The sequence below is a fragment of the Flavobacterium pasteuri genome, from assembly GCF_048286615.1.
GTDB lineage: Bacteria > Bacteroidota > Bacteroidia > Flavobacteriales > Flavobacteriaceae > Flavobacterium.
On the sequence record NZ_JBLVPN010000012.1, the window covers coordinates 19,276 to 44,991 of the forward strand.

Genomic DNA, 25,716 nt, shown 5'->3' on the forward strand with positions numbered 1-25,716 from the left:
ATTTATTTGATATTATAAGAAGCTAATAATTCTTGGTATTCTGGAGAACTTCTTCTTCTTACTGATTCCGTTTTAACCAACTCTTGCAATTTCATAACTCCATCCACAATTTGTTCTGGTCTTGGCGGACAACCCGGAACATAAACATCAACCGGAATTACTTTATCAATCCCTTGCAAAACAGAATAGGTATCAAAAATTCCACCTGAACAAGCACAAGCTCCAACAGCGATAACCCAACGAGGCTCTGACATTTGTTCGTAAACCTGACGTAAAATTGGCGCCATTTTTTTTGAAATTGTCCCCATTACCATTAGCATATCCGCTTGACGAGGAGAAAAACTCACTCGCTCCGAACCAAATCGTGCCAAATCATAATGCGAAGCCATTGTTGCCATAAATTCAATTCCACAACAAGATGTTGCAAAAGGCAAAGGCCACAATGAATTTGCACGAGCCAATCCCACAACATCATTCAGCTTTGTAGCAAAGAAACCTTCACCAACAACGCCTTCCGGAGGGGCAACCATATTTATATTTGAATCACTCATTTTTTATTATTTTGAATTATAAATTCTGAATTACAATGACATCATTTAAAATCAGCATTTAAAATAAATTTTTATTCCCACTCTAATGCTTTCTTTTTGATGATGTAGAAAAAACCCACCAAAAGCAACATCATAAAAATTATCATTTTTACCATCCCTTCCATTCCCAACTCCTTGAAGTTAATTGCCCATGGATACAAGAAAATCACCTCAACGTCAAACAAAACAAACAAGATGGCTACAAGGAAGTATTTAACTGAAAATGGAATTCTCGCATTTCCAACAGATTCAATCCCACATTCAAAGTTCTTATCTTTGATTTCAGAGGATCTTTTAGGACCTAATTTTCCTGAAACTATAATAGTTCCCACAACAAATCCTACAGCTAGGATAAACTGCATTAAAATTGGTATATAATTTAATTGATCGGATTGCATATTATCGATTTTTTTGAATAAAAATAAGCCACAAAGATAACTTTCAAATTATTAAATAACAATAAAAACTCAAAAATACATCGCAACTACAACGTTATAAATTCACAATTTTTATTAATTATAAATAAGAAAAGATTTTTATCCTAAGATGTGTTTAACGTTTAAAAATTTAACAATTCTAAAAACAAGGCTTATTTATTCCGAAAATGACAACAATCTTGAATAAAAAAAAAACGTTCCGAAACAAATCGGAACGTTTTTTAAACATTCGTAGGCAAAAAAAATTAATTTTTTTATGCTTAGATAACTGCTACTTTCGCAGCAACTTTTCCTTTTCTTCCTTCTTCTTCTTCATAGCTAACTCTGTCACCTTCGCGTAATTCTTCCGCGTTGATTCCTGATGCATGAACAAAAATGTCTTTTCCTGTTTCTTCGTCTGTAATGAATCCGTAACCTTTAGATTCATTGAAAAATTTAACTGTACCTGTACGCATTGTAATAGTAATAATAATTTATAATGGAGCAAATGTAATATTTAATATAATACGAAAGACATTCTTCTCTTTTTATTTTGTAAAAATATTGATATTCAACGTTTTCTAACAAATTTAAACGACAATGTACAACTACGCCAATTTTATATGCAACTCTTTTAACTGGGAATCATCAATAGAGGACGGGGCATCAATCATGACATCTCTTCCAGAATTATTTTTTGGAAAAGCAATGAAGTCACGAATCGTTTCCTGACCACCAAGAATTGCCACTAATCTATCCAATCCAAAAGCCAAACCTCCGTGTGGTGGCGCACCAAACTGGAAAGCATCCATTAAGAATCCGAATTGAGCCTTTGCCTCTTCTTCGGTGAAACCTAAATATTTAAACATCAATTGTTGTGTCGCTTTATCGTGAATACGAATCGACCCGCCTCCAATTTCATTTCCATTCAAAACCATATCATACGCATTAGCACGAACTTTTCCTGGATTCGTTTCCAATAAGTGCATATCTTCCGGCTTAGGAGATGTAAAAGGGTGATGCATCGCATGATAACGACCACTTTCTTCATCGAATTCCAATAATGGAAAATCAACTACCCAAAGCGGCGCAAATTCAGCTGGGTTCCTCAACCCTAATCGTGTTGCTAATTCCATACGCAATGCACTTAATTGCCCACGCGTTTTATCGGCTGGACCAGAAAGCACAAAAATCATGTCTCCTGCTTTTGCACCGGTAATTTTTGCCCATTGGGTTAAATCGTCTTGGTCGTAGAATTTATCTACTGATGATTTATAGGTTCCATCTTCATTGCATTTTACATACACCATTCCTGAGGCACCTACTTGAGGACGCTTCACCCAGTCAATTAATCCATCTATTTCCTTACGAGTATAATTTCCAACTCCTGGAACTGCAATTCCCACCACTAATTCCGCAGCATTAAAAACTGGAAATTCTTTGTGTTGTGTTACTTCGTTTAATTCCCCAAACTCCATTGCGAAACGGATGTCCGGTTTGTCATTCCCGTATGTTTTCATGGCATATTCATAGGTAATTCTTGGAAATTTTTCTACTTCAATGCCTTTTATTTCTTTTAATAAATGTCTTGTCAATCCTTCAAAAACATTCAAAATATCTTCTTGCTCCACAAAAGCCATTTCGCAATCGATTTGTGTAAATTCCGGCTGTCTGTCTGCACGTAAATCTTCATCACGAAAACATTTCACGATTTGGAAATATTTATCCATACCACCTACCATCAATAATTGCTTGAAAGTTTGTGGCGACTGTGGTAATGCATAAAACTGCCCTTCATTCATTCGAGAAGGCACTACAAAATCTCTTGCTCCTTCTGGAGTAGACTTAATCAAATACGGAGTTTCTACTTCACAAAAGTCTAAATCTGAAAGGTATTTACGAACTTCCATCGCTACTTTATGACGAAACATCAAACTGTTTTTCACCGGATTTCTTCGAATGTCCAGGTAACGGTATTTCATTCTGATGTCTTCTCCACCATCCGTTTCATCTTCAATTGTAAAAGGAGGCGTAAGAGATGCGTTAAGAATAGTAAGTTGAGTAACTAAAATTTCAATCTCACCAGTTGATATATTTTTATTTTTGGCTTCACGCTCAATAACAATTCCTTTTACCTGAATCACAAATTCACGACCAAGAGTTTTAGCCAATTCAAAAACTGATTTTTCTGAACGACCTTCGTCGAAAATCAATTGCGTAATCCCATAACGATCTCGTAAATCAACCCAATTCATAAATCCCTTATCACGCGACTTTTGAACCCATCCCGCAAGTGTAACTTCTGTATTAATATGTGAGGCGTTCAACTCGCCACAGTTATGACTTCTATACATTATTCTAATTTTAGATTGTTTTGCCCTTTAGGCTCGAGTGCAAATTTAGGACTAATTATGAATAATGAATTGAGAAATGCCATTTTTTAGTATTAGATTTTTACTGAAAATTTTATTCTCAATGTTAAATTTTACTCCAATGTTACTAAATTGTTAACTTAAAGTTTTTTTATTGTAAAATGTTTTATATATTTGTTAAGCTAATATGAATTTAAAAACCCAAACGCCATGAAAAAATATATAATCTTAACTGCATTAATCTTCACAGGAATAGCATTTGCTCAAGAGAATGATCCAAAATTAGAAGCTGTAGGTGAATTAGTAAAAACAACTTACTACTTTGAAAATGGAAAAGTACAACAAGAAGGTTTCTTCAAAAACGGAAAACTAGATGGAGTTTGGACTTCATATGATACAAATGGTAATAGATTATCTGTTGCTAATTATGAAAATGGAGAAAAAACTGGAAAATGGCTTTTTTGGAATGGTAAAAATTTAAACGAAGTAGATTATTCTAATAGCAGAATTGCTTCTGTAAAAACTTGGAAACAAGATGCATTGGTAATCAGAGACTAATAAATCACCTATCAAAATACAAAAAAAAGCTTCCGAAATTAACGGAAGCTTTTTTTATGTCTAGTATTGGCTAAAAAACAACAAATAATATTGTTTCAATCACCTTGTTAAAATATCACGAAACAAAGCTACCAATCACATAAACATCCAAAATCAGAAGATTAATACGCGCTTCTTCTGTTATTTAAATTGTCTCCCCGAGCTTTATTTACAGTAAATGATTCAGAGATTCTTTTATAAATTCTATTGCTACTTACTACAATTGTATATAAAATCAAATGCCGTTTAGTTCAGTTCTTTGGGGTTCCCAACTGAGCTTAACTAAACGACAATGATGTTATTCTTGTATACTGAAATTAGTCGTTATAATACTACCAGAACTTAGCGTACAAAGCAAAAATGATTAATAAAGTGATTACGATTAATACTGTTGTTTGTGGTTTTACCTTAAACATTTCAGAATCTAATTCAAAAGCTTTTGGATTCACTTTTGGTCCGGCAAAACTCACTGCAATCATGATAAGCATGGTAAACATAAATGATAATCCCATACAAATATGAAATGGTATTTCATATCCGCCTTTTCCATTAGTGTAAGCCGTGTAAAGTAATGTTTCACTACCAAATAATGCCGGTGCAAATTCATTAAACAAAACCGACAATAAGAACCCGGAAATTACCCCTATTATTGCTGCAGTACCAGTAGTTCTTTTCCAAAACATACCAAGGAAAAACATAGCAAAAACTCCAGGACTAATAAAACCTGTATATTTTTGGATATAAGTAAATCCACCTACACCACCAATTCCTAATATATCATTCCAAGTAAACAAAACAGCAAGAAGCATCGCCGCGAAAACAGCATATCTTCCAATATTCACTTGACTTCTGTCGCTCGCATCTTTCTGAATGTATTTTTTATGCACATCTAAGGTATAAATAGTAGAAATACTATTCACTTTTCCAGCCAAAGAAGCAACAATAGCAGCCGTTAAAGCAGCCACAGACAACCCTTTCAAACCTGTTGGTAAAAACGTTAGCACTGCAGAGTACGCCCCATCTTTTCCACCTACCAATTGAGGTAAATGTCCATTTTCGTATAAAACGTAAGCAGCAATACCTGGTAACATAACAATAAGTGGCATTAATAATTTCAAAATACCTGCAAACAAAATACCGGTACGGGCAGTTTGTAAATCGGCACCCAAAGCTCTCTGGGTAATGTATTGGTTACAACCCCAATAGTTAAGATTAATAATCCAGATACCCGCCAAGTAAGACATCATTCCCGGAAAAGTAAGATACTTATTAATATCATTTTGAGAAGAAGTAGCAGTTGGTTCCGGGATAATCATTTTGAAATGCTCCGGAGCTTCTCTCATTAACACCTTGAAACCTGCAATAGCATTTTCTCCAACGCCAAAATATTGTCCAACTGTAGTTAAAGCAATATAAGATGTAACTAGTCCACCGATAATTAAAACCGCAACCTGAATTACATCAGTGTATGCCACCACTTTCATACCTCCTAAAGAGATCACTAAAGCAAAAACAGCAAGCCCAATCATAATCGCGTGTAAATATTCACCACCGGCCAATCCATTAATAGCAACAGCTCCTAAATATAAAATAGAGGTAAGATTTACAAATACATATAAGAACAACCAGAAAACGGCCATAATTAAAGCAGTTGATTCGTTATACCTTGTTTTTAAAAATTGAGGCATGGTATAAATCTTGTTCTTCAAATAAACAGGAATAAACCAAACGGCTACAATAATCAATGCAATAGCGGCAATCCACTCATAAGCGGCAACTGCTATTCCTAAAAAGAACCCCTCCCCACTCATTCCAATAAACTGTTCAGCTGAAATATTAGAAGCAATCAAGGAGGCTCCAATAGCCCACCATGTCAATGTTCCCTCAGCAAGAAAATAAGCTTTGGCATCATGTTCGTTTTTCTCACGTTTGCGATAAACGGTATATCCGTAAGTGGATACCACGATAAAATAGATAATAAATACTGCGTAATCAGCAAAAGCAAGGTTCTGGTTCATGAGTAATTTGTTTTTTAGAAATTAATATAAATGAATGAGATTATTGTCTTGTATTATATATTGTTTTTATAAGTGTAATTATACTATTTTTTTTAAACAAATCACACCTAACTTGGTTAAAAACCATATAATTCCATTATGGAATTGATTATAAAATGTGATATGTATTTTAATCTTATTGTTTTTCTATGAATTCTGAAAGTCAAAAGTAAAATAAAAATATTTATTTACATCATTTATAAATGTATTTTTTACATTTATAAATGATGTGTAGGTTAAATCTTAAAAAAAGCACTTAGACTACTATCTAAATCCAATTTTTATACGTGTTTCACAACAAAAAATGGATTGCATAAATTTTTAACGGCTATTTCTAACCTTTTGTTCCCATTTCCAAGCACTGGCAATCGCTTCTTCCAGAGTTGACTGTGTTTTCCATCCAAGCACAGTATTCGCTTTATCCGTATTGGCATAAACCGAAGTCACATCGCCTTCCCTTCTTGGAACAATGGTGTAAGGTAATTTTTGTCCGCTAACTTTTTCGAAAGCGCTAATCACTTCCAGCACCGAACTTCCGGTTCCGGTTCCCAAATTAAAAACTTCTAATTTCTCAGAATTCTTTTTGTTCACTAATCTTTGTAAAGCAATGACATGGGCTTTCGCCAAATCGACTACGTGTATATAATCGCGAACACAAGTTCCATCAACCGTTGGGTAATCATTTCCATAAACGGATAATGATTCACGCAAACCCATTCCGGTTTGAGTAATAAAAGGAACTAAATTTTGTGGTACGCCCATAGGCAGTTCCCCAATTTCAGCTGATGGATGAGAACCTATTGGATTAAAATAACGCAACAAAATAGCATTGACGTGACTTACTTTAGTGACATCGGTAATAATTTCTTCCCCAATTTGTTTGGTATTTCCATAAGGAGACATCGCAGGCAGAATTGGTGTCGTTTCAGCAATGGGCATCACTTCGGCTTGACCATAAACGGTACAAGAAGAACTGAAAATAAAATTAGCTTCCGGTTTTTTTTGTAATTCCTGCAGAATATAAACCAGTGAAGCAATATTGTTTTCATAATATAGTAAAGGCTCTTTCGCACTTTCACCAACTGCTTTGGAGGCAGCAAAATGAATCACTCCGGCCACATCCTCATGCTTCTGAAAGAAAGCTTGAACCGCTGCTTTATCTCTTAAATCTATTTGTTCAAAAAGTGGTTTTTTACCTGTAATTCGTTCTATCCCATCCAAAACATCAATGGAAGAATTAGACAAATTATCAATAACAACTACTTCAAAATTCTCGTTCTGCAATTCCACTACTGTATGCGAACCAATAAATCCTAAACCTCCGGTAACAACTATTTTCATAACTTGTTTTTGTAATGTACGTTAGACTGCTCTCTTAAAACGGCAGCACTTTTCTCTGGCGTGATGTCTCTTTGTGATTCGCCCATCATTTCATACCCTACCATAAATTTCTTTACGGTTGCAGAACGCAACAATGGTGGATAAAAATGCATGTGGAAATGCCATTCTGGATGCAATTCTCCATCTGTAGGCGACTGATGAATTCCTGATGAATACGGAAATGACGTTTCAAAAAGATTATCATATTTGGTTGTCAATTGTTTTAAAATAACAGCAAAATCAGTTACTTCCGTTTCTGTGAAATCAGTTATTTTACTCACATTTCGTTTGCTGACAATCATCGTTTCATACGGCCAAATTGCCCAAAAAGGAACCAATGCCACAAAATGATCGTTCTCAACAACAATGCGCTCGTCCAGTTTCATTTCTTCCTTTACATAATCCTGTAAAAGCGTTCTGTTATGTTTTTCAAAATAAGCTTTCAAGTTATTTTGTGTTTTCTCCACTTCGGTTGGCAAAGACGATTGCGCCCATATTTGTCCATGTGGATGAGGATTACTGCAACCCATAACACTTCCTTTGTTTTCGAAAATCTGTACATGGTTGATATAATCTACATCCCCTAAATCCGTGTATTCTTTTTGCCAAGTATGAATGATGTTTTCAATGGCATCTGCCGGCATTTCCGGTAAGGTAAGATTGTGTTTTGACGAAAAGCAAACCACACGAGAAATTCCTCTTTCTGGTTTAGCTCTAAAAAAAGTTTGCTTCGCCAGTTCGCTGTCGCTCGGGTCGTTTTTGTTCTCTTCAAATGCAATTTCTTCTTGCTTTAAAGCGGCAAAATCATTTTCAAAAACAAAAGAACTTTCATAATCCGGATTCACCATTCCATTTGCTCGAACATTTCCAGGACACAAATAACATGTTGGGTCATATTCAGGCAATGCATCCGAAATTACTGTTTCATTTTGTCCTTGCCAAGGACGTTTTGAACGGTGTGGAGAAACCAAAACCCATTCGTTAATTAACGGATTATACCGTCTGTGCGGATCTTCATTAATATCAAAATTTTTCATCCTAATTATTATTATAAAGTGATGTTCCGTTTCCGATTTTTACATCGTAAATTTTTAATTCTATTCCAAAAGTCTCTAAGTAAATTGCAGAAAGCTGTTGTTTAATTCGCTCTTCATGTCCTTTTTTGATTAAATTGATGGTACATCCACCAAAGCCACCGCCCATTAATCGGGAACCTACCACGGCTTCTTCCTTTTTAAGTGTATGCACAATCATATCTAGCTCGGCACAACTTACTTCATAATCTTTAGACAAGCCTTCGTGCGTTTCGAACATTAATTTCCCTAAAACTTTAATCTTTCCATTGTCTAATGCTTCACAGGCAAGTTTTACCCGATTAATCTCATTTACCACAAAAAGACACCTTTTGAAAACATTCGCACTCATTGCATTTTGTAACCCTAAAACATGTTGTTCGTTACAATCTCTAAAACTAGTTATCTCAGGAAAATTACTTTTTATAATCGCAATACCTTCTTCACATTGCTGCCTTCTCTCATTATAAGCCGATGTCATTAAGGAATGTTTTACATTTGAATCGAATAAAATCAAAGAATAATCATTAAAATCAGCATTATGATATTCATATTCCAATGTCTTGCAATCAATTTTTATGACTTTATTTTCTAAACCCATAACACTCGAAAACTGATCCATTATACCGCAATTGATTCCTACCCAATGCTCCGCACTTTGCCCCATTAAGGCAATATCCACGGGTTTAATTTTCAAATCAAAAAGTTCGTTGATTCCAAATAAAAAGCCACATTCCAATGCCGCAGAAGAAGATAAACCGGAACCTACAGGAATATTACTGCTGAAAACACAATTGAATCCATCAAATTTAAAACCTTTAATTTTCAATTGATTGATAACTCCACGTATGTAATTCGTCCAAACAGTATCCGTCAATTCCATCTCCGTTGTCAAATCAACTTCAAACGAATCGTCAAGGTCAATCGCAATAATTTTCGAGGTATTGGAATTACTTTTTTCGAAAGCAAAGCAGATGATTTTGTCAATTGCTGCTGGTAAAACATAGCCGTCATTATAATCGACATGCTCTCCGATAATATTAATTCTTCCCGGAGAAAGTACTATTTTTTTGGGTGCTGAACCAAAACTTTCTTCAAAGAAAGCTGTCGTTTTTTTAATTAATGAATCGTTCATTTTCTTTAAATTACCGTTATTTTGAAATTGTTAAAGTATTCGTTTTTAAAGCCGTACTTGATACTTGAACAACTATTTTCTTTTTAAGATTTTTATTTATTTGGCAGCCGCCAAAATCAATTTTCCGCTCTTAAGCCCACCTCCATTTACTTCAAGTTTTATATCACCCGCAGTTGTAGTAGATTTCACGAGGACTACCAACTTTCCACTAAAAAGTTTCATGGTATCTTTATGAAACATCTCGAGTGAAGTAGCATCACCATTACAGGCAGCACGGTAAGTACCCGTTCCTGAAACCTTAAATTTTAACTGATTAGTCGCTGTAGGACAAAGAATTCCATTTTTATCCACTACAGATACGGTCACGAAAGATATATCTTCGCCATCGGCAGTGATTGTTTTCCTGTCCGCATCTAAAACAATTTTATAAGGCTTGCCGGCAGTACGTACTTCTTCTTCAGCAACAGCTTTTCCATTGTCATCATAAGCCACCACTTTTACTGTTCCTGGCTCATATTTCACATCCATCCACATCAGGCGATAGCGATTCTGTGGCGTACTTTTATTTTTTTTCTGCACTCCCATGCTTTTGCCATTTATAAAAAGTTCCGCGCTGTTGTAACTCGTGTATACAAAAACAGGAGTTATCTCTCCTTCACGGCCTTCCCAGTTCCAATGTGGCAAAATATGTAGCGTAGATTCTTTTGTATTCCAACGACTTCTATATAAATAGTAGCGATCTTTTGGTAAACCCGCTAAATCGTTAATTCCAAAATAAGAACTTCTAGATGGCCAACTTTCATCATAAGGCGTAGGTTCACCTAAATAATCAAAACCAGTCCAAACAAACTCTCCAATTACCCAAGGTTTATCATCTTGAAGTACAAAGTCTTCATCAGGCACATTAGACCAGCTGCAGGCTTCCAAATCATAAGAAGAAGACTGAAAATCTTGATATTGCTTCATTTTTTCTTGAACCACAGGGAATTTATAAATCCCTCTGGAGCTAACCGTTGAAGCTGTTTCTGAACCTAAAATAAACCCTTGCGGAAATTTTTTAAATGCTTCATCATATAAATGCACCCGATAGTTCAACCCTGGAACATCCAGTAAAGCTCCAAAACCAGATTCCATAGTTGCTTTTACTTGATCCATACCTACAGTTACCGGACGTGTTGGGTCTTCTCTATGAAATAGTTCCTGCAGCCATTTGGCGCGTTTCACTCCTTCTTCTCCCCATTGATCCGGAACTTCATTTCCGGAACTCCACATCACAATAGAGGGATGATTTCTTGTTGCCTGCACTAAATTGACGATATCTTTTTCAGCATAATCCTCAAAAAAACGATGGTAGCCATTTTCTACTTTTGGCAGTACCCATTCATCAAAACTCTCCGCCAAAAACATAAAACCCATTTCATCCGCCAATTCAAGCTGCTCAAAAGAAGGCATATTGTGCGAACTGCGGATTGCATTACAACCCATGTCTTTTAATATCTTCATTTGTCTGCGCAACGCGGCTTTATTTACGGCAACTCCAAGCGGACCAAGATCGTGATGCAAACAAACTCCTTTAAATTTGGTTATCTTTCCATTAAGACTAAAGCCTTTATTGGCCTCGTATTTTATTTCGCGAATTCCAAAACGTGTTGAAATGGCATCTTTCAATTCTTTTCCAACATACAATTGGGAAACCGCTTTATACAAATAAGGGGTTTCGGGACTCCATAATTTTGGCTTTTCTACTTTTAAATTTTGATCGAATTCTTTTCCGAATTCCAAAGTCGACTCCTCTGAACTAAGTTTTTGTCCTTCGGCATCAAAAATAGTGGTGACTAAACGCATATTCTCCCCAGAAGCTTTGGTTTTAATGTTAACTTTAACAAGTTCTGAACTTATAAAAGGTGTCGTTACAAACTGACCCCATTGGTCAATGCTTTCGTTATTTTTTATAATAACACTTACTTTTCGGTATAAACCGGCACCAGGATACCAGCGGGAAGCAAATTCTTTATTGGTTAGTTTTACTGACAATGTGTTTGCTCCTTCTTGTATAAATTGAGAAACATCAAAATAAAAATAACTATAGCCATACGCCCATTCTCCTACTTTTTTTCCGTTTAAATACACTTGAGGTTCGCTCATTGCCCCTTCAAAAAGCAAAATTATTTTTTTCCCTTTTACATCTTTAGGCAATGTAAATGTATTGCGATACCACGCTGTCCCGATATGAGGTAAAGCACCTGTTCTTCCTGTTTTTTCGGTGGCTATATTTTCTCCGTTTTGAACAATCGCAACTTTTTGTATGTCTACATTTTTATCAAAAGGTCCGTAAATTGCCCAGTCATGCGGAACGGTCACAGATTCCCATTTCGAATCATTAAAATTTACTTTAATTGCCTCTTCAAAATCGCCTTTTTGAAATTTCCAATTGGTATCTAACACTTTAACTTCTCGTGTTTGAGACACAGCCCATTGTGTAAAAGTGAAACATACAAACAGAACGTGTATTACTTTCTTCATTTTCAAACCTTTTTTAAAATTCTATTACTCCAATTTATTCTTTAAACGCATCCAAAGCCGGCGAAGGTTTCCCGTCAGATTGCCAAGCACTTAACGAATAATGACTCCAACTCTTTTCGCCCTGTGGTTCCCAATAAATAACACCAAGTCCTTTGTTATTTGGCACTGCTTTGACCGCTTTGATTGTTGCTGCTAACATTTCGTACGTGTTTTGCACTTTGTCAGATTCACCGCCCACTTCTACAACCATCACTTCTTTGTTATATCTGGTAGCCATGTCGTTAAGATTATTGGCTAAATCCGCAATGGTTTCAGTATAATCTTTCTTGATCCAAAAAGGGTAATAGGACAGCCCAATCACGTCGTACTTTACCTTATTTGCTGTAGCATTATCAAAAAACCATCTGAATTTTTCACTATTGTTACCTTCGTCAAGATGAACGATTACTTTGATTTTAGGATTAATAGCCTTTGTTGCTTCATAGCCTTTGTTGAGTAATTGTGCCAATTGGCTCCAATTTTTAGTACTTCCTTCCGGCCACATCATACCTCCAGGAATTTCATTTCCTACTTGAACCCATTCCGGAGTAACTCCAGTTGATTTTAATGCGCTCAAAACATCAAAAGTATGGTCGTACACATCCGTCATTAACTCTGAAAAAGAATGGTTTTCCCAAGCTTTTGGTTTGAATTGTTTGCCTGGATCGGCCCACGAATCACTGTAATGAAAATCAATCATGATACGCATTCCCATTTTTTGAGCGCGCAAAGCCATGACAACGGTTTCTTCCTTGCTGCAATGTCCACTGGCTTTATCGTCATTTGGATTTACCCAAACACGAAGGCGAATGGTATTCATTCCTCTGTCTTTCAACAGTTGCAAGCAATCTCTTTTAATACCATCAGTATCGTAAAATTTGTATCCTGTGGCTTCCATTTGTGACAACCACCCCACATCGGCTCCTTTTGCAAAAGAACTCTTTGATGTTGTTTGAATATTTTTGGATGTATTACAAGAATAAAGCACTGAAATCATTAAAGACATCAAAACGAATCGGAAATACATTTGTGAATTTTTCATGTGTACTTATTTATTAAACACCTGCAAAACAGGTAATGCTTTATTATTAAAATCATAAAAGGCCTGATTTTCAAAAGTAGAGCCATTTGCGGCTTGATTCCCTTTGAAAGAAATCCATTCACCTCCCCAATACGCAAATCCCAAGCCGAATTCAGACTCTTTTACGACTGTTTTTATTGCCATTACAAAACTTTTTTGCCCATCAGGAGTTGCAGGATAACCTGAAACCAGTTGTGTGTCTAAACCAACAATATTATTGGTCCAGTCATTATATCCTAACGTAAACGGATACGCCGTTTCAGCAATGATTACTTTTTTATTGTATGTTTTTCCTAACGTATTAATGGTCGTTTTGACAACTTCTAAATCTTTTCCGTGCCAAATCGGGTAATAGGATAAACCAATATAATCGTAATCTACACTTTTAATTTTATTAAAAAACCAATTAGTATCCGAAGCTTTAACACCTGCATAATGAATCATTATCTTGGTATTTGGCGCTTTGGTGCGAATAGTTGTGCTTGCCGCAGATAATAAAGCCAAGCATTGAACTTCCTGATTAATTAGATGACCTTGTGGCCAAAGCAATCCACTATTTATTTCATTCCCTATTTGGATAATATCAGGATTAATTTCTGTAATAATTGTCGAAGTATAAGTAGCTACCGCCGTTTTTAAATCTGTAAAAGACAAATTTTCCCATTCAGCCGGTATGGTTTGTACTGCCGGATCAGCCCATGTGTCTGAATAATGAACGGTCAACCAAACTTTCATTCCTGCTTTTTTTACACGTGCCGCCAAAGCTTTTACTTCAGTCATTCCTGAATGTCCGTTTGAAGGATTTTTCCAAAGACGAATTCGTACCGCATTACAACCTGCAGTTTTTAAAGTCGTAAGCATATCTTCCGCTTTGGTATTGTTGTATAAAATAGTTCCCGAACTTTCTATTTCCGGCAGAAAAGAAATATCTGCAGCTCTTATAAAAGTATCTTCCGCAACTGGCGGTTCAACTATTGGCGGCTCATTTGTATCATTGGCTGAACAGGAAAAAAACATTCCCAGGAGTGCAAATACTCCAAAAACCAAAATGTATTTTTTCATATTAAAAAGATTGAAATTTATAAATAGTTTTGTGATAATACAGTTCTTCTTTTCTCAAAACTGAGTTGGGAAAATGCTTGTAATTTGGTGCATTAGGGAAATTTTGCGTCTCAAAACAAATACCGCTCAAAGGGTGGTAATCCGCATTTTCTTTTCCTTTTAAAGTATTAAAACAATTCCCGCCAACATAAATATGAACACCTGGCTGATTGGTATACACTGACATTTTTAAATTATTGCTTTTATTGAAAAGTGAAGCCGCAAATTCATTTTCTTTATTCAAAATAAAGGTATTGTCAATTTTAGAAGGACACTTTCTGGGCGACGTAAAATCAAAAGGACAATTTGCTACGTTCAAAAACCTCCCAGTTGGAATATTCTCATTAGTTGTCTCTAACAATCTGTGCGAGTTAACCATTATTTCTTGTTCAGAAACATTGGATTTGTGCCCATCAAGATTAAAATAACTATGATGTGTCAAATTCACAACCGTATCTTTTGTCGTTGACGCAGTGTAATTCATCATTAATTCATTAGCATCAGACAAAGTGTAAGTCAGCTCAACGGATAGATCCCCTGGAAAATTTTCTTCTTGATCTGGACTAAAACAAGCTAACGTTATAGAAGGATTTTTACCATTATTTACATTCTTAACTCTCCAAATTTTTTGACTAAAACCACCATTTCCTCCATGTAATGAATGACTCTTATGATTTTTTTTTAAGTGAATAGATGTCCCGTTTAATACAAATTCGCTGTCGCTTATTCTTCCTGCAAATCTTCCTACTGTAGCTCCAAAGTAAGGTGCGCTTTCCAGATCAAATGATTTGATATAAGCCTCTAAAGTATCAAAACCCAATACCACATCTACAATTTCACCATTTTTCAGTGGCATTTTTAACGAGGTAATAGTTGCACCATAATTAGTAACTTTGAGCTGCATTCCGTTTTTGTTTGTTAATTCATAAAGAGAAACCTCTTCACCATCTGATGTAAAACCAAATAATTCTACAGCAGAATTAGCTTTAAAATGTGATATGTGTTTTATTTTCATGATTTATTTATGAAATGTGAAAACCAAAAGTAAAATAATTATCATAAGTTACACACCAGTACCTACCAGTTTTTGTATCTTGCGAAAAAACTCACTCCTTTATGAAAATTATTTCGATTCAAAACAATCTTGGAGTTCCTAAATACAAACAGATTATCTTTACTGTCGAGAAGGGAATTGAAGAAGGGAAATTAATAAAAGGAGACAGACTTCCCTCTGTAAACAAAGTCTGTTTAGAGTTTTCATTATCTCGTGATACTGTTTTATTGGCCTATGATGAATTAAAAAAAAGAGGGATTATTTATGCAATTCCCGGGAAAGGATATTATGTAAAAAGTATCGCTATTACCATAAAACAAAGGATATTTTTACTTTTTGATGAATTAAATATTTTCAAAGAAGACATCTACAATTCATTCTTAGAGACCATCGGAGATGATGTTCAGGTTGATATTTTCTTCCATCATTTTAATATTCAAGTCTTTCAAAAACTAATAAATGACAGTAATGGAAACTACACCAAATATATTATCATGCCTACTAATTTAGTCGAGGCGGCATCACTTATAAAAACCCTACCAGTTAATGATGTTTACATATTAGATCAAACTAATCCAGATCTAAAATCGTTCCCGGCAGTTTATCAAAACTTCGTAAAAGACATCTATGACCGATTGCTAGAAGGAAAGTCCAAACTAGATAAATATGAAAAACTAATTATGATTTTTCCTGGATTTAGAGAACCTTTAGGAATGAGAATTGGCTTCGAGAATTTTTGCCGAGATTTTGCTTTTAATTATGAAATTATCACTGAGTTTGAAAATCAGAAGATTAACAAAGGAGAAGTATACATTATTCCAAGCGATAGAGATTTAGTACGTGTAATTGAAAAATCAAAGCTTCAAAACCTACAATTAGGAGATGATTTTGGCATTATTTCCTATAATGAAACCCCTTTAAAAAAAGTAGTTGAAAACGGAATTACAACTATTTCCACCAATTTTGAAGCTATGGGAAGAATTTTGGCGCAAATGATTTTAAAAGGTAAAAAAGAACAAATAGAAAACAAATGCACGTTAATAATTCGAAATTCACTGTAACAATTCAATCTTATTATGACAATACTATTTATAAAAAAATTGTATTGTCATTTTTTATTGGCAAAAAAAATGCGATTCTTATTTTAAAATTGCAAGAAAAAAATTTATTTGCCATTGTTAAAAAAATTTGTTTACATTTGTAAATGTATTTTATACACTTATTATTATTTTACATACATACTCTCTAAAAAAGAAGCTGTTACTAATTAATTTTTGGTTTAAACATAAAATATTTTTTATATGACACTGATTTTGTCAGTTAGTCACTATAAATTTTCTGCCTTCTAATTCCAGTCTAGAAAGAGAAAAAATTACAACCGTTATGAAACTTTGGACACAAATAATAAAACAAATTATACTATTCAAAAAATACTTAATTTTTATAATTTAAACATGAATAAAAAAATTGACAATTTAGCTGCTGATAATAGTAGAGCATTAGCTATTTCAATGGTAGAGAAAGCGAATTCCGGACATCCTGGAGGAGCCATGGGAGGTGCTGATTTTTTGCACATTTTATATACTGAGTACTTAAAATTTGACCCGACCGAAATGGATTGGTCATTCAGGGACCGTTTCTTTATGGATGCCGGACACCTGTCTGCATTGATGTATTCCCAATATTATTTGTTGGGAAATTACAAAAAAGAAGATTTACAAAGCTTCAGACAATGGGGTTCCGTAACTCCGGGTCATCCAGAAGTAGATGTGCTTAGAGGAATAGAAAACACTTCCGGGCCTTTAGGACAAGGACACGCAATGGGAGTGGGTGCAGCTATCGCAGCCAAATTTCTAGATGCCAGATTCAAAGGTATTTTTAATCACAAAATATACGGTTTCATTACTGATGGTGGTGTTCAGGAAGAAATTTCACAAGGTGCGGGTAGAATCGCCGGACATTTAGGCTTGAATAATTTCATCATGTTTTATGATTCGAATGATGTACAGCTTTCGTCTATGACAGATGAAGTAACTTCAGAGAATACGGCTATGAAATACGAAGCTTGGGGCTGGAAAGTCATCACTATTGACGGACACGACCACGAGCAAATTAGAAAAGCATTGAACGAAGCCAATGAAGAATCAGAAAAACCAACCTTAATAATTGGAAAAACGATTATGGGAAAAGGTTGCGTTACCACTAATGGCGATATGTATGAAGGCGAATGTGAATTGCATGGAAAACCTATTGGGGACACTAAAGCCGACTATGTAAAAACCTTACTAAACCTTGGAGCAAATCCTGAAAATCCTTTTGCTATTTATGAAGATGTGGCTACACATTATGATAAAATAAAAGCCAAAAAATCGGAAGAGGCAGCCTACAAAAAGCATCATGTAGCCACTTGGAAAAAAGAAAATCCAAAACTGGCTCAAAAAATGGACTCCTTTCTATCCGGAGAACTTCCAGAACTAGATTTGAGTAATGTAGTCCAAAAAGCAAATGCCGCAACAAGAGATGCTTCATCAGCAGTTTTAGCTTACTTGGCTGAACACGTGGAAAACATGATTGTTTCTTCGGCAGATTTATCCAACAGTGATAAGACGGATGGTTTCTTAAAAAAATCTTCTGTTTTACAAAAAAATGACTTCAGCGGTGCCTTTTTACAAGCCGGGGTGGCAGAATTGACTATGACTTCTATTGCTAACGGAATTGCCCTTCACGGAGGTGTTATCCCAGTAGTAGCAACCTTTTTTGTATTCTCGGATTATATGAAACCTGCCATTCGATTAGCCGCAATTCAGGAATTACCTGTAAAATATGTTTTGACACACGATTCTTTCCGAGTGGGCGAAGACGGACCTACACACCAACCTATTGAGCAGGAAGCACAAATGCGTTTGTTGGAAAAAATAAAAAACCATTCGGGCAACCAAAGTTTATTAGCACTCCGCCCTGCTGATGCTATTGAAACTTCGGTCGCTTGGGATATGGCTTTGAAAAATACCCGTACGCCAACAGCTTTGATTCTTTCAAGACAAAACATAAAAGACATTCCTGCTACAAGAACTTCAAGATATGAAGAAGCAACCGAAGCTAAAAAAGGAGGTTACCTGGTTAAATCTACACCAAATCCTGACATCACATTAATCGCAAATGGATCAGAAGTGGCCACCCTTTTGGAAGCCGCAATTATTTTAGAAAAAGAAAAAAATCTAACTATAAACGTAGCTTCAATAATATCTGAAGGATTATTCAAATCACAACCAAAAGCGTATCAGGAAAGCATTATTCCAAAAGGAAAATTAGTTTTCGGTCTTACCGCAGGACTTCCTGTAAATCTTGAAGGGTTAATTGGCGACAGCGGAAAAATAATTGGATTAGAGCATTTTGGATATTCCGCACCAGCAAGTGTTTTAGACGAAAAATTTGGATTTACAAGTGAAAGCGTTTGCACAGAAATCCTAAACTACATTGAAGAAAGTAAATAAACATTTAAACAAATAAAGACATGAAATTTTTTATAGATACAGCAAATTTAAAAGACATAAAAGAAGCTAATGATTTAGGAATTCTAGACGGTGTAACCACAAATCCTTCGCTAATGGCAAAAGAAGGAATCACCGGTGCCGACAATATTATTGCTCATTATGTAAAAATATGCGAACTAGTTGACGGTGATGTAAGTGCCGAAGTAATTTCGACAGATTTTGCAGGGATGGTTGCCGAAGGTGAAAAACTGGCTGCTTTACATCCTCAAATCGTGGTGAAAATCCCAATGATTAAAGACGGAATAAAAGCCATAAAATACTTTTCGAATAAAGGAATAAGAACCAATTGTACGTTGGTATTTTCAGCTGGACAAGCCTTACTTGCTGCCAAAGCCGGTGCCACTTATGTTTCGCCTTTCATAGGAAGATTAGATGATATTTCTACAGATGGAATGGCATTAATTGCCGAAATCAAGCTGATTTATGATAATTACGGATATGAAACGCAAATTTTGGCGGCATCCGTTCGTCACGTCATGCACATTTTAAATTGTGCTAAAATTGGCGCTGATGTCATAACAGGACCATTGAGCGCAATTGAAGGTTTATTGAAACATCCGCTTACGGATAGCGGTTTGGCTACTTTCTTGGCAGATTATAATAAAGGAAATAGTTAGGAATTTAAATTTTATTTGGGGCTACACTTTGCCATTTTAAGAGTAGTTCGCATTTATAAAACTATTCTGAAAATCATTGAAGTTGTAGTCAATCAAAGAATTGAAGAATAGTTTTTTCATGATTATAAAAAAAGGAAGCCTCATTTACGAGACTTCCTTTTTTAGTTTATGATTATAATGAATGACTTATAGGTTTAAAACAAAATCATTCAAGAGTTTTGCATCATATTTTTCTTTGTCAAAAGTATAAAGATAAGATCCTTTTCTGGAGGACATCATATCTTTCTCTTCGAGTTTTATTAAAATATCCAAAGAGTTTATTTTGCTGATGAAGTTTCTTTTATCCAATTCCTTACTAAGGATCGCTTCGTACAATTCCAACAGTTGACGCATCGTAAATTTCTCCGGTAAAAGTTCAAATCCTACAGGTTTTATGGACGTTCTGTATCGCAATCTTCTTATGGCATGTCTTAACATGGTGTCGTGGTCAAAAATCAATTTTGGAGCATTGGCAACGCTAAACCATTGTGCATGATAGTTTTGAATCAATTCTGCATTATGGTTTTCAATATTAATTAATGCATAATAAGCCACAGAAATAGTTCTTTCTACAGGGTCACGATCAATCTCACTATAGGCATGCAACTGCTCCATATAAATATCCTGAAGCCCAGTGTAGGAATCTAGTATTCTGATGGCAGCACTGTCCAGTACTTCATCTTTTTTAAGAAACCCACCTATTAAAGACCACTTCCCTTTTTCAGGTTCAAAATCTCTTTTAATCAAAAGTATTTTTAATCCTTCGCTATCAAAACCAAAAATGATACAATCCACTGCCAGTAAAACTTTATCAGCAGAACTATAACTATTTAACATAATGTGTTTTTTATTGTAAATATATAAACTTCTCTAAACGTTTCATAATTTATTAATGTTGATTTCACACTTAGTACATCAAAACCCTGTAATCCAATTTTTTTCGTTTACTAAACCGCTACATATTATTCCGCACATTTTATCTTATGGAGACTGGTTTCCTCAACTGATAATAGTAAAACTTCTAACCAGCAAATTAACCCATTTTTTTCTTGTATTTCAATCGATTGCGATGAATAAGAGCCATTTGTAGACTGCTAAATTAATTTTTCACAAAAAAACATACTTGAAAAAGAAGGCTTTTTTTACAATATACCTGTGATTTCCAAATTAAAACTGATCTAAAAGGCAATTATTCAGCTGTTTTATAAAAAAATTTTCATGGGCAATTTTTTGTAGAAATGTTTGTTTTTTCACATAAAGTGTAAATTTTAAACAAATTAACTCTGAAAACAGGTGCGTTTTTTACAAAAACATAATTTTAAAATGTAAATTTTACACTTAATTTAAAAAATGTATTTTTTTTTCCTCTTTTTTTTATCATATTAATTTGTTTTTGTGCATTTTTTTTAATTAAATTTACAAATGTAAAACACACACTTATAATTAACCTAAATAATAACCGAATGAAAACAAACCACCGATTATTTCTTTATTGTAATTTTTTATTACCAAAAAAAGAATGGCTTCTTGCAATACTAGTTATGCTAATGGCAACTATTAATGTTTCAGCTCAAAACACTCAAATTGTTACCGGAATTGTTACCTCAGCAAAAGACAAAATGCCTGCGCCCGGAGTAAATATTTTAATCAAAGGAACTAATACAGTTACTACAACTGATCTTGATGGGCAATATTCTATAAAAGCTGCACCAAGTGACATCCTTGTATTTTCATATATAAGTTATGCAAGCCAAGAAATTGCAGTGGGCACTAAAACCCAAATTAACGTAGCTCTAAAAGACGACCTTACTGCACTTGACGAAGTCGTTGTTATTGGATATGGAACACAGAAAAAATCAGATCTTTCTGGATCAGTTGGAGTTGTAAACATGGAATCTGCTAAAAAAACAGTAACCTATGATGCCGCAAAAATGCTTCAAGGACAAGTTGCAGGTGTAACCGTGCAATCTTCTGGAGAACCGGGTGGATTTGTAAATATTAAAATTAGAGGTCTTAACTCTTTTAGCAATAACAATCCGCTTTTTGTAATAGACGGAATGATTGTAGACTCACCGTTTGATTTTGCTCCGGGAGATATCGAATCTATGCAGGTGCTTAAAGATGCCTCTTCGGCTGCAATTTATGGAGTTCGTGGTGCTAATGGTGTTGTAATCATTACCACCAAAAAAGGAAAAGCAGGAAAACTAAACATCAAATACAAATCTCTTGTTGGTTTTCAAAACGTAGCTAAAACTTGGGATGTAACGGATAGATTGGGCTATCAAAACATAACCAGCGCAGCAGAATTGAATGCTGGATTAAACGTTGCTCCAGGAAATGATCCTAACAACAGCAGTTACATTAATGATGTAAACACAAATTGGCAAGATGCTGCTTATCAAACTGGAATTATAGAAAATCATTCTTTAGCATTTAATGGTGGTACAGAGGATTTAGCCTATAATATGAATATGGATTATTTCAAAAATAGCAGTTATATCAAATCTCCTCAAGATTATGAAAGACTATCTATGAATTTGAATTTGAATGGTAAAAAAGGAAAATTTAAATACGGAACTAAAATAGGATTCACACAATCTGACAAAGAAAACTTTAACAGTTATGTAGGTGAAACTGCTATCGCAGCTTTATTAGGCGCTATTCCTACCATGCCAGTATATGATGAAAACAGATTAGGCGGATACGGAGGTACTGATAATTTAACTCAAAGAGCAATCTCACTTAATATTATTGGATTTAATAATTTAATCACGAACAACGGAAAAAGAAACCGTTTCATTGGTAATATTTGGGGAGAATATGAAATCGCAAAAGGATTAAAATATAAACTGGACGCCAGTTTTGATCGATTAGATTACTTAAATAGAAAGTTTGTTCCGCAAAGTGACTTAGGATGGTATTATATTACAACCAAAGAAGAAGCATCTCTAGATGTATCAACTGGTAATGAGACTAAAACGTTCCTTAACAACCTACTAACCTACTCATTAGACATTAATAAACATAAGTTTGATGCTTTGGCAGGTTGGGTACAAGAAAGAAAAGACTATTACAATCACTGGTCAAGAGGTGTAGGATATGATTTTGGAGAAATTAGCAAATTACAATATGCTGATGATAATAGCACTGGTGAGTCTGAGACTGCTATTACAGGAACTTCATACATAAGCCGTGTCAATTATTCTTTTGATGATCGTTATTTGTTTCAAGCCAACTTTAGACAAGACAAATCGTCTCTTTTTAGTGAAAATTACAACACTACCAATGCGTACTCTTTCTCAGGAGCTTGGAAATTAAGCAACGAAAAATTCATTCACTTACCGGAATGGGTAAACACAATCAAACTTAGAGGTAGTTATGGTAAATTAGGAAACAACACAATTCCTGCCTATTTCTTCGCCACAACAATCAATAGTTTTGCAGGTTACAATTTCAATAACGAATTGGCTCCAGGAACAACAGTTGTCGCTTCTTTAGACCCTAATGTAAGATGGGAAGATAATAAAACAACCGATGTAGCTCTTGAGCTTGGATTGTTTAATAATGCTTTACAGTTTACAGCTGAGTATTTTGTAAAAAATTCTTCTAATTTATTAGTGGGTGTTCCATTACCTTTTTCTACTGGTGCTTTCCCTGCAAGTATTACAACAAATGCTGGTGCAATGAGAAACAAAGGATTTGAATTTTCTGCATCCTACAACAACAATAACAATGCCTTCAAATACAGCATATCTGCTAATTTAGGAACATTGAAAAATGAGGTATTGCAAATTGGTATCAACGGAAATCCAATCTATGGCGCTGCTTCAAAAACAGAAGTTGGTCGATCTATGGGTGAAATTTATGCTTATGAAACCGATGGAATTTTCCAAAACGCTGCAGAACTTGCTGCTGCTCCTACGCAAACTAATGCTGGAGTTGGAGATATTAAATTCAAAGACATCAATGGAGACGGAATGATTAGTGATCTTGACAGAACCTTTCAAGGGGTTACAATTCCAAAATACAGTTACGGGATGAACTTTAGCGGTTCTTACAAAAACTGGGACATCTCAATGTTTTGGCAAGGTGCAGGAGGAAACAAAGTTTTCAATAGCATATACCGTAATTTAATGTCGGGTCAATATGGTAACCACAGCACTGATATGCTTAATTACTGGACACCTACAAATACAAATACTGATATTCCTCGTCCAATTATTGGTGACCCAAATGCAAACGGAAGAGATTCGAACCGATTCATAGAAGATGGAGATTACATAAAACTGCAAACTATGGAAATTGGATATGAAATCCCAGTTCCGACTACCAGTTTTATTCAAAAAGCAAAATTGTTTGTAAACGGGCAAAATCTATTAATTATCAGTAAATACAGAGGAAGCGATCCTGATTTTAATAGCAACGACGGATCATTCTCTAGAGGATATGACGGAGGTTCTTTCCCTAATCCTAGAACGATTTCTTTAGGACTTGAAGTGAATTTTTAAAATTAGCAAACCAATTAAAACGAATCAAAATGAAATATAAAATATTTAATTATCTGGCTGGTTTCTTATCACTTGCAGTGGTAACGACAAGTTGTGTCAACGATGAAGATTTAATTCAACTTGACCCTAATAATGACGCTGCTGATTCATTCTGGAAAACAGATGAGGACGCAATAAAAGGAGTAAATGCAGCTTATGGCAGCTTATTGACTGATGGTACTTATATGCGAAGCACTCCTTTATTGTTAGACTTAAAAGGAGATGACACCAGAAGTAACAGTCCATGGGATGCAATGTACAATGTAGGTCGTTTCAACTCAAATGTTTCAAATTCTGCTATTTATGGCTGGGCTTACGAAACGTATTATCAAGGTATTTATCGCGCTAATCAAGTACTTACAAACGTACCTAATATAAATATTACTGATACCGCGCTTAAAAACAGAATTCTTGGTCAGGCTTATTTCTTAAGAGGATTGTATTTGTTTCATGCTGTAAACATGTTTCAAAACGTACCGCTTCCTACTGAAATTGCTGCTTTCTATCCACAAAAGACAAACCAAGAAGGTTGGGCACAAGTTATTGCCGATTTTAAAGCTGCCGCAGAATTACTTCCTCCTTCCTACTCTAATATTAATGATAAAGGGCGCGCCACTAAAGGAGCTGCCTTAGGATATTTAGGGAAAGCGTACTTGTTTACCAAAGATTTTCCAAATGCTAAAATTGCATTCAAACAAGTTATTGATTTAGGTGTTTATTCTTTAGTCGGTAATTACCGTGATAACTTTACTGACACAAACGAAAACAATTCAGAGTCATTATTTGAAGTACAATTCAGCAGAGATGCAGGTGGAGTTGATTTAGGTTGGGGTGGTGCTCCGGCTTCTGGATGGGGAAAAACATCGGCAAGAGCTATTACTTACGGACCAAGAGCTTTTGGATGGACAGACGTACAGCCAACAAGGACATTATTTAATGAGTACCATGATGAAAAAACTACTGCAAACACAACTGACCCACGTTTAGACGCTACTATGTTCTATAACAAACCAGGTGGAATGCAACTTTACGGACAAAACTTCGCTACTTTTTACGCAGGTAATCCAGGAGATTTGAATGACTTGTTTTGCAGAAAATACCAAAATTCTGATGGGAATTATGCAAACGAATTTGACTGGCGTTCTGGTATTAACGAACGTTTGTTGAGATATGCGGATGTATTGTTAATGTATGCTGAATGTTTAAATGAAACTGGCGATACTCCGGGTGCATACACTTATATTCAAATGGTAAGAAGCAGAGTTGGCTTACCTAATTTAGCTACAGCAAAACCAGGACTAAGCCAAGCTGCAATGAGAGAGCAAATTGGACATGAAAGATTCTTAGAATTCCCGCTAGAAGGACACCGTTTTGATGATATTCGTCGTTGGGGATGGTTACAAGATCCTGCAAAATTAGCTTGGTTGAAAACAAGAGATGTTGAATTCAACTCTTATGCAACAGGAAGAGAATTTTTCCCAATACCACAATTGGAAATGGATAACAATCCAGGAACAATTCAAAACAGTGGCTACTAATAT

The 25,716-nt window shown here is 35.1% G+C and carries 19 protein-coding genes; 6 read left to right on the forward strand and 13 right to left on the reverse strand.

Annotated features, from left to right (window positions below):
- Nucleotides 1-2: 2 nt before the first annotated feature.
- The 4 genes from ACNQF6_RS15275 to aspS form a co-directional block, all read right to left on the reverse strand.
- Nucleotides 3-551 (reverse strand): NADH-quinone oxidoreductase subunit B, encoded by a 549-nt coding sequence (locus ACNQF6_RS15275; RefSeq protein ID WP_131991280.1) that lies wholly within the window; start codon nt 549-551, stop codon nt 3-5.
- A gap of 71 nt (nt 552-622) precedes the next feature.
- Nucleotides 623-988 (reverse strand): NADH-quinone oxidoreductase subunit A, encoded by a 366-nt coding sequence (locus tag ACNQF6_RS15280; RefSeq protein WP_417966843.1) that lies wholly within the window; start codon nt 986-988, stop codon nt 623-625.
- A 299-nt stretch (nt 989-1,287) separates the two neighbouring features.
- On the reverse strand, nt 1,288-1,482 hold the full coding sequence (locus tag ACNQF6_RS15285; protein WP_007137066.1) for a cold-shock protein: 195 nt from the start codon (nt 1,480-1,482) through the stop codon (nt 1,288-1,290).
- Between the two features lie 132 nt (nt 1,483-1,614).
- Nucleotides 1,615-3,360: an aspartate--tRNA ligase gene (gene aspS, locus ACNQF6_RS15290; protein WP_417966844.1), complete on the reverse strand. Its 1,746-nt coding sequence runs from the start codon at nt 3,358-3,360 to the stop codon at nt 1,615-1,617.
- Nucleotides 3,361-3,588: 228 nt separating this feature from the next.
- Here aspS and ACNQF6_RS15295 point away from each other — a divergent pair, with 228 nt between their 5' ends.
- Entirely contained in the window at nt 3,589-3,936 is a 348-nt protein-coding gene (locus tag ACNQF6_RS15295) for a toxin-antitoxin system YwqK family antitoxin (RefSeq protein WP_417966847.1), read from the forward strand.
- 371 nt (nt 3,937-4,307) lie between these two features.
- Here the strand turns inward: ACNQF6_RS15295 and ACNQF6_RS15300 are convergent, their stop codons facing one another.
- The 8 genes from ACNQF6_RS15300 to ACNQF6_RS15335 form a co-directional block, all read right to left on the reverse strand.
- Nucleotides 4,308-5,993, reverse strand: a complete 1,686-nt coding sequence (locus tag ACNQF6_RS15300) for a sodium/sugar symporter (protein WP_417966849.1) — start codon at nt 5,991-5,993, stop codon at nt 4,308-4,310.
- A gap of 360 nt (nt 5,994-6,353) precedes the next feature.
- Nucleotides 6,354-7,373 carry a UDP-glucose 4-epimerase GalE gene (gene galE, locus ACNQF6_RS15305; protein ID WP_417966851.1) on the reverse strand — a complete coding sequence of 340 codons (1,020 nt, stop codon included), beginning with the start codon at nt 7,371-7,373 and terminating at the stop codon, nt 6,354-6,356.
- Nucleotides 7,370-8,449, reverse strand: a complete 1,080-nt coding sequence (locus tag ACNQF6_RS15310) for a UDP-glucose--hexose-1-phosphate uridylyltransferase (RefSeq protein WP_417966853.1) — start codon at nt 8,447-8,449, stop codon at nt 7,370-7,372. Before ACNQF6_RS15310 ends, galE begins: the two co-directional genes overlap by 4 nt.
- Before the next feature lies 1 nt (nt 8,450).
- Entirely contained in the window at nt 8,451-9,620 is a 1,170-nt protein-coding gene (gene galK / locus ACNQF6_RS15315) for a galactokinase (RefSeq protein WP_417966854.1), read from the reverse strand.
- 96 nt (nt 9,621-9,716) lie between these two features.
- Complete coding sequence (locus ACNQF6_RS15320; RefSeq protein ID WP_417966855.1) at nt 9,717-12,143, reverse strand: DUF4982 domain-containing protein; 2,427 nt, start codon at nt 12,141-12,143, stop codon at nt 9,717-9,719.
- A gap of 34 nt (nt 12,144-12,177) precedes the next feature.
- Entirely contained in the window at nt 12,178-13,224 is a 1,047-nt protein-coding gene (locus ACNQF6_RS15325; protein ID WP_417966856.1) for a glycoside hydrolase family 53 protein, read from the reverse strand.
- A 6-nt stretch (nt 13,225-13,230) separates the two neighbouring features.
- On the reverse strand, nt 13,231-14,325 hold the full coding sequence (locus ACNQF6_RS15330) for a glycoside hydrolase family 53 protein (RefSeq protein ID WP_417966857.1): 1,095 nt from the start codon (nt 14,323-14,325) through the stop codon (nt 13,231-13,233).
- Between the two features lies 1 nt (nt 14,326).
- Nucleotides 14,327-15,379, reverse strand: a complete 1,053-nt coding sequence (locus ACNQF6_RS15335) for an aldose epimerase family protein (RefSeq protein ID WP_417966859.1) — start codon at nt 15,377-15,379, stop codon at nt 14,327-14,329.
- Between the two features lie 101 nt (nt 15,380-15,480).
- On the opposite strand from ACNQF6_RS15335, the gene ACNQF6_RS15340 reads away from it, so the two are divergent.
- The 3 genes from ACNQF6_RS15340 to fsa all read left to right on the forward strand — a co-directional run bounded on the left by ACNQF6_RS15340 (nt 15,481) and on the right by fsa (nt 19,589).
- Nucleotides 15,481-16,479: a GntR family transcriptional regulator gene (locus ACNQF6_RS15340; RefSeq protein ID WP_417966860.1), complete on the forward strand. Its 999-nt coding sequence runs from the start codon at nt 15,481-15,483 to the stop codon at nt 16,477-16,479.
- Between the two features lie 393 nt (nt 16,480-16,872).
- On the forward strand, nt 16,873-18,912 hold the full coding sequence (locus ACNQF6_RS15345; protein WP_417966861.1) for a transketolase family protein: 2,040 nt from the start codon (nt 16,873-16,875) through the stop codon (nt 18,910-18,912).
- Between the two features lie 20 nt (nt 18,913-18,932).
- Nucleotides 18,933-19,589, forward strand: coding sequence for a fructose-6-phosphate aldolase (fsa, locus tag ACNQF6_RS15350; RefSeq protein WP_121340722.1), 657 nt, complete (start codon nt 18,933-18,935; stop codon nt 19,587-19,589).
- A gap of 186 nt (nt 19,590-19,775) precedes the next feature.
- Here the strand turns inward: fsa and ACNQF6_RS15355 are convergent, their stop codons facing one another.
- A complete protein-coding gene (locus tag ACNQF6_RS15355; protein ID WP_417966863.1) occupies nt 19,776-20,465 on the reverse strand; it encodes an NUDIX hydrolase in 690 nt (229 codons plus the stop codon).
- A gap of 626 nt (nt 20,466-21,091) precedes the next feature.
- Here ACNQF6_RS15355 and ACNQF6_RS15360 point away from each other — a divergent pair.
- On the forward strand, nt 21,092-24,136 hold the full coding sequence (locus ACNQF6_RS15360) for a SusC/RagA family TonB-linked outer membrane protein (protein ID WP_417966865.1): 3,045 nt from the start codon (nt 21,092-21,094) through the stop codon (nt 24,134-24,136).
- A gap of 29 nt (nt 24,137-24,165) precedes the next feature.
- Complete coding sequence (locus tag ACNQF6_RS15365) at nt 24,166-25,713, forward strand: RagB/SusD family nutrient uptake outer membrane protein (protein ID WP_417966866.1); 1,548 nt, start codon at nt 24,166-24,168, stop codon at nt 25,711-25,713.
- Nucleotides 25,714-25,716: the final 3 nt, after the last annotated feature.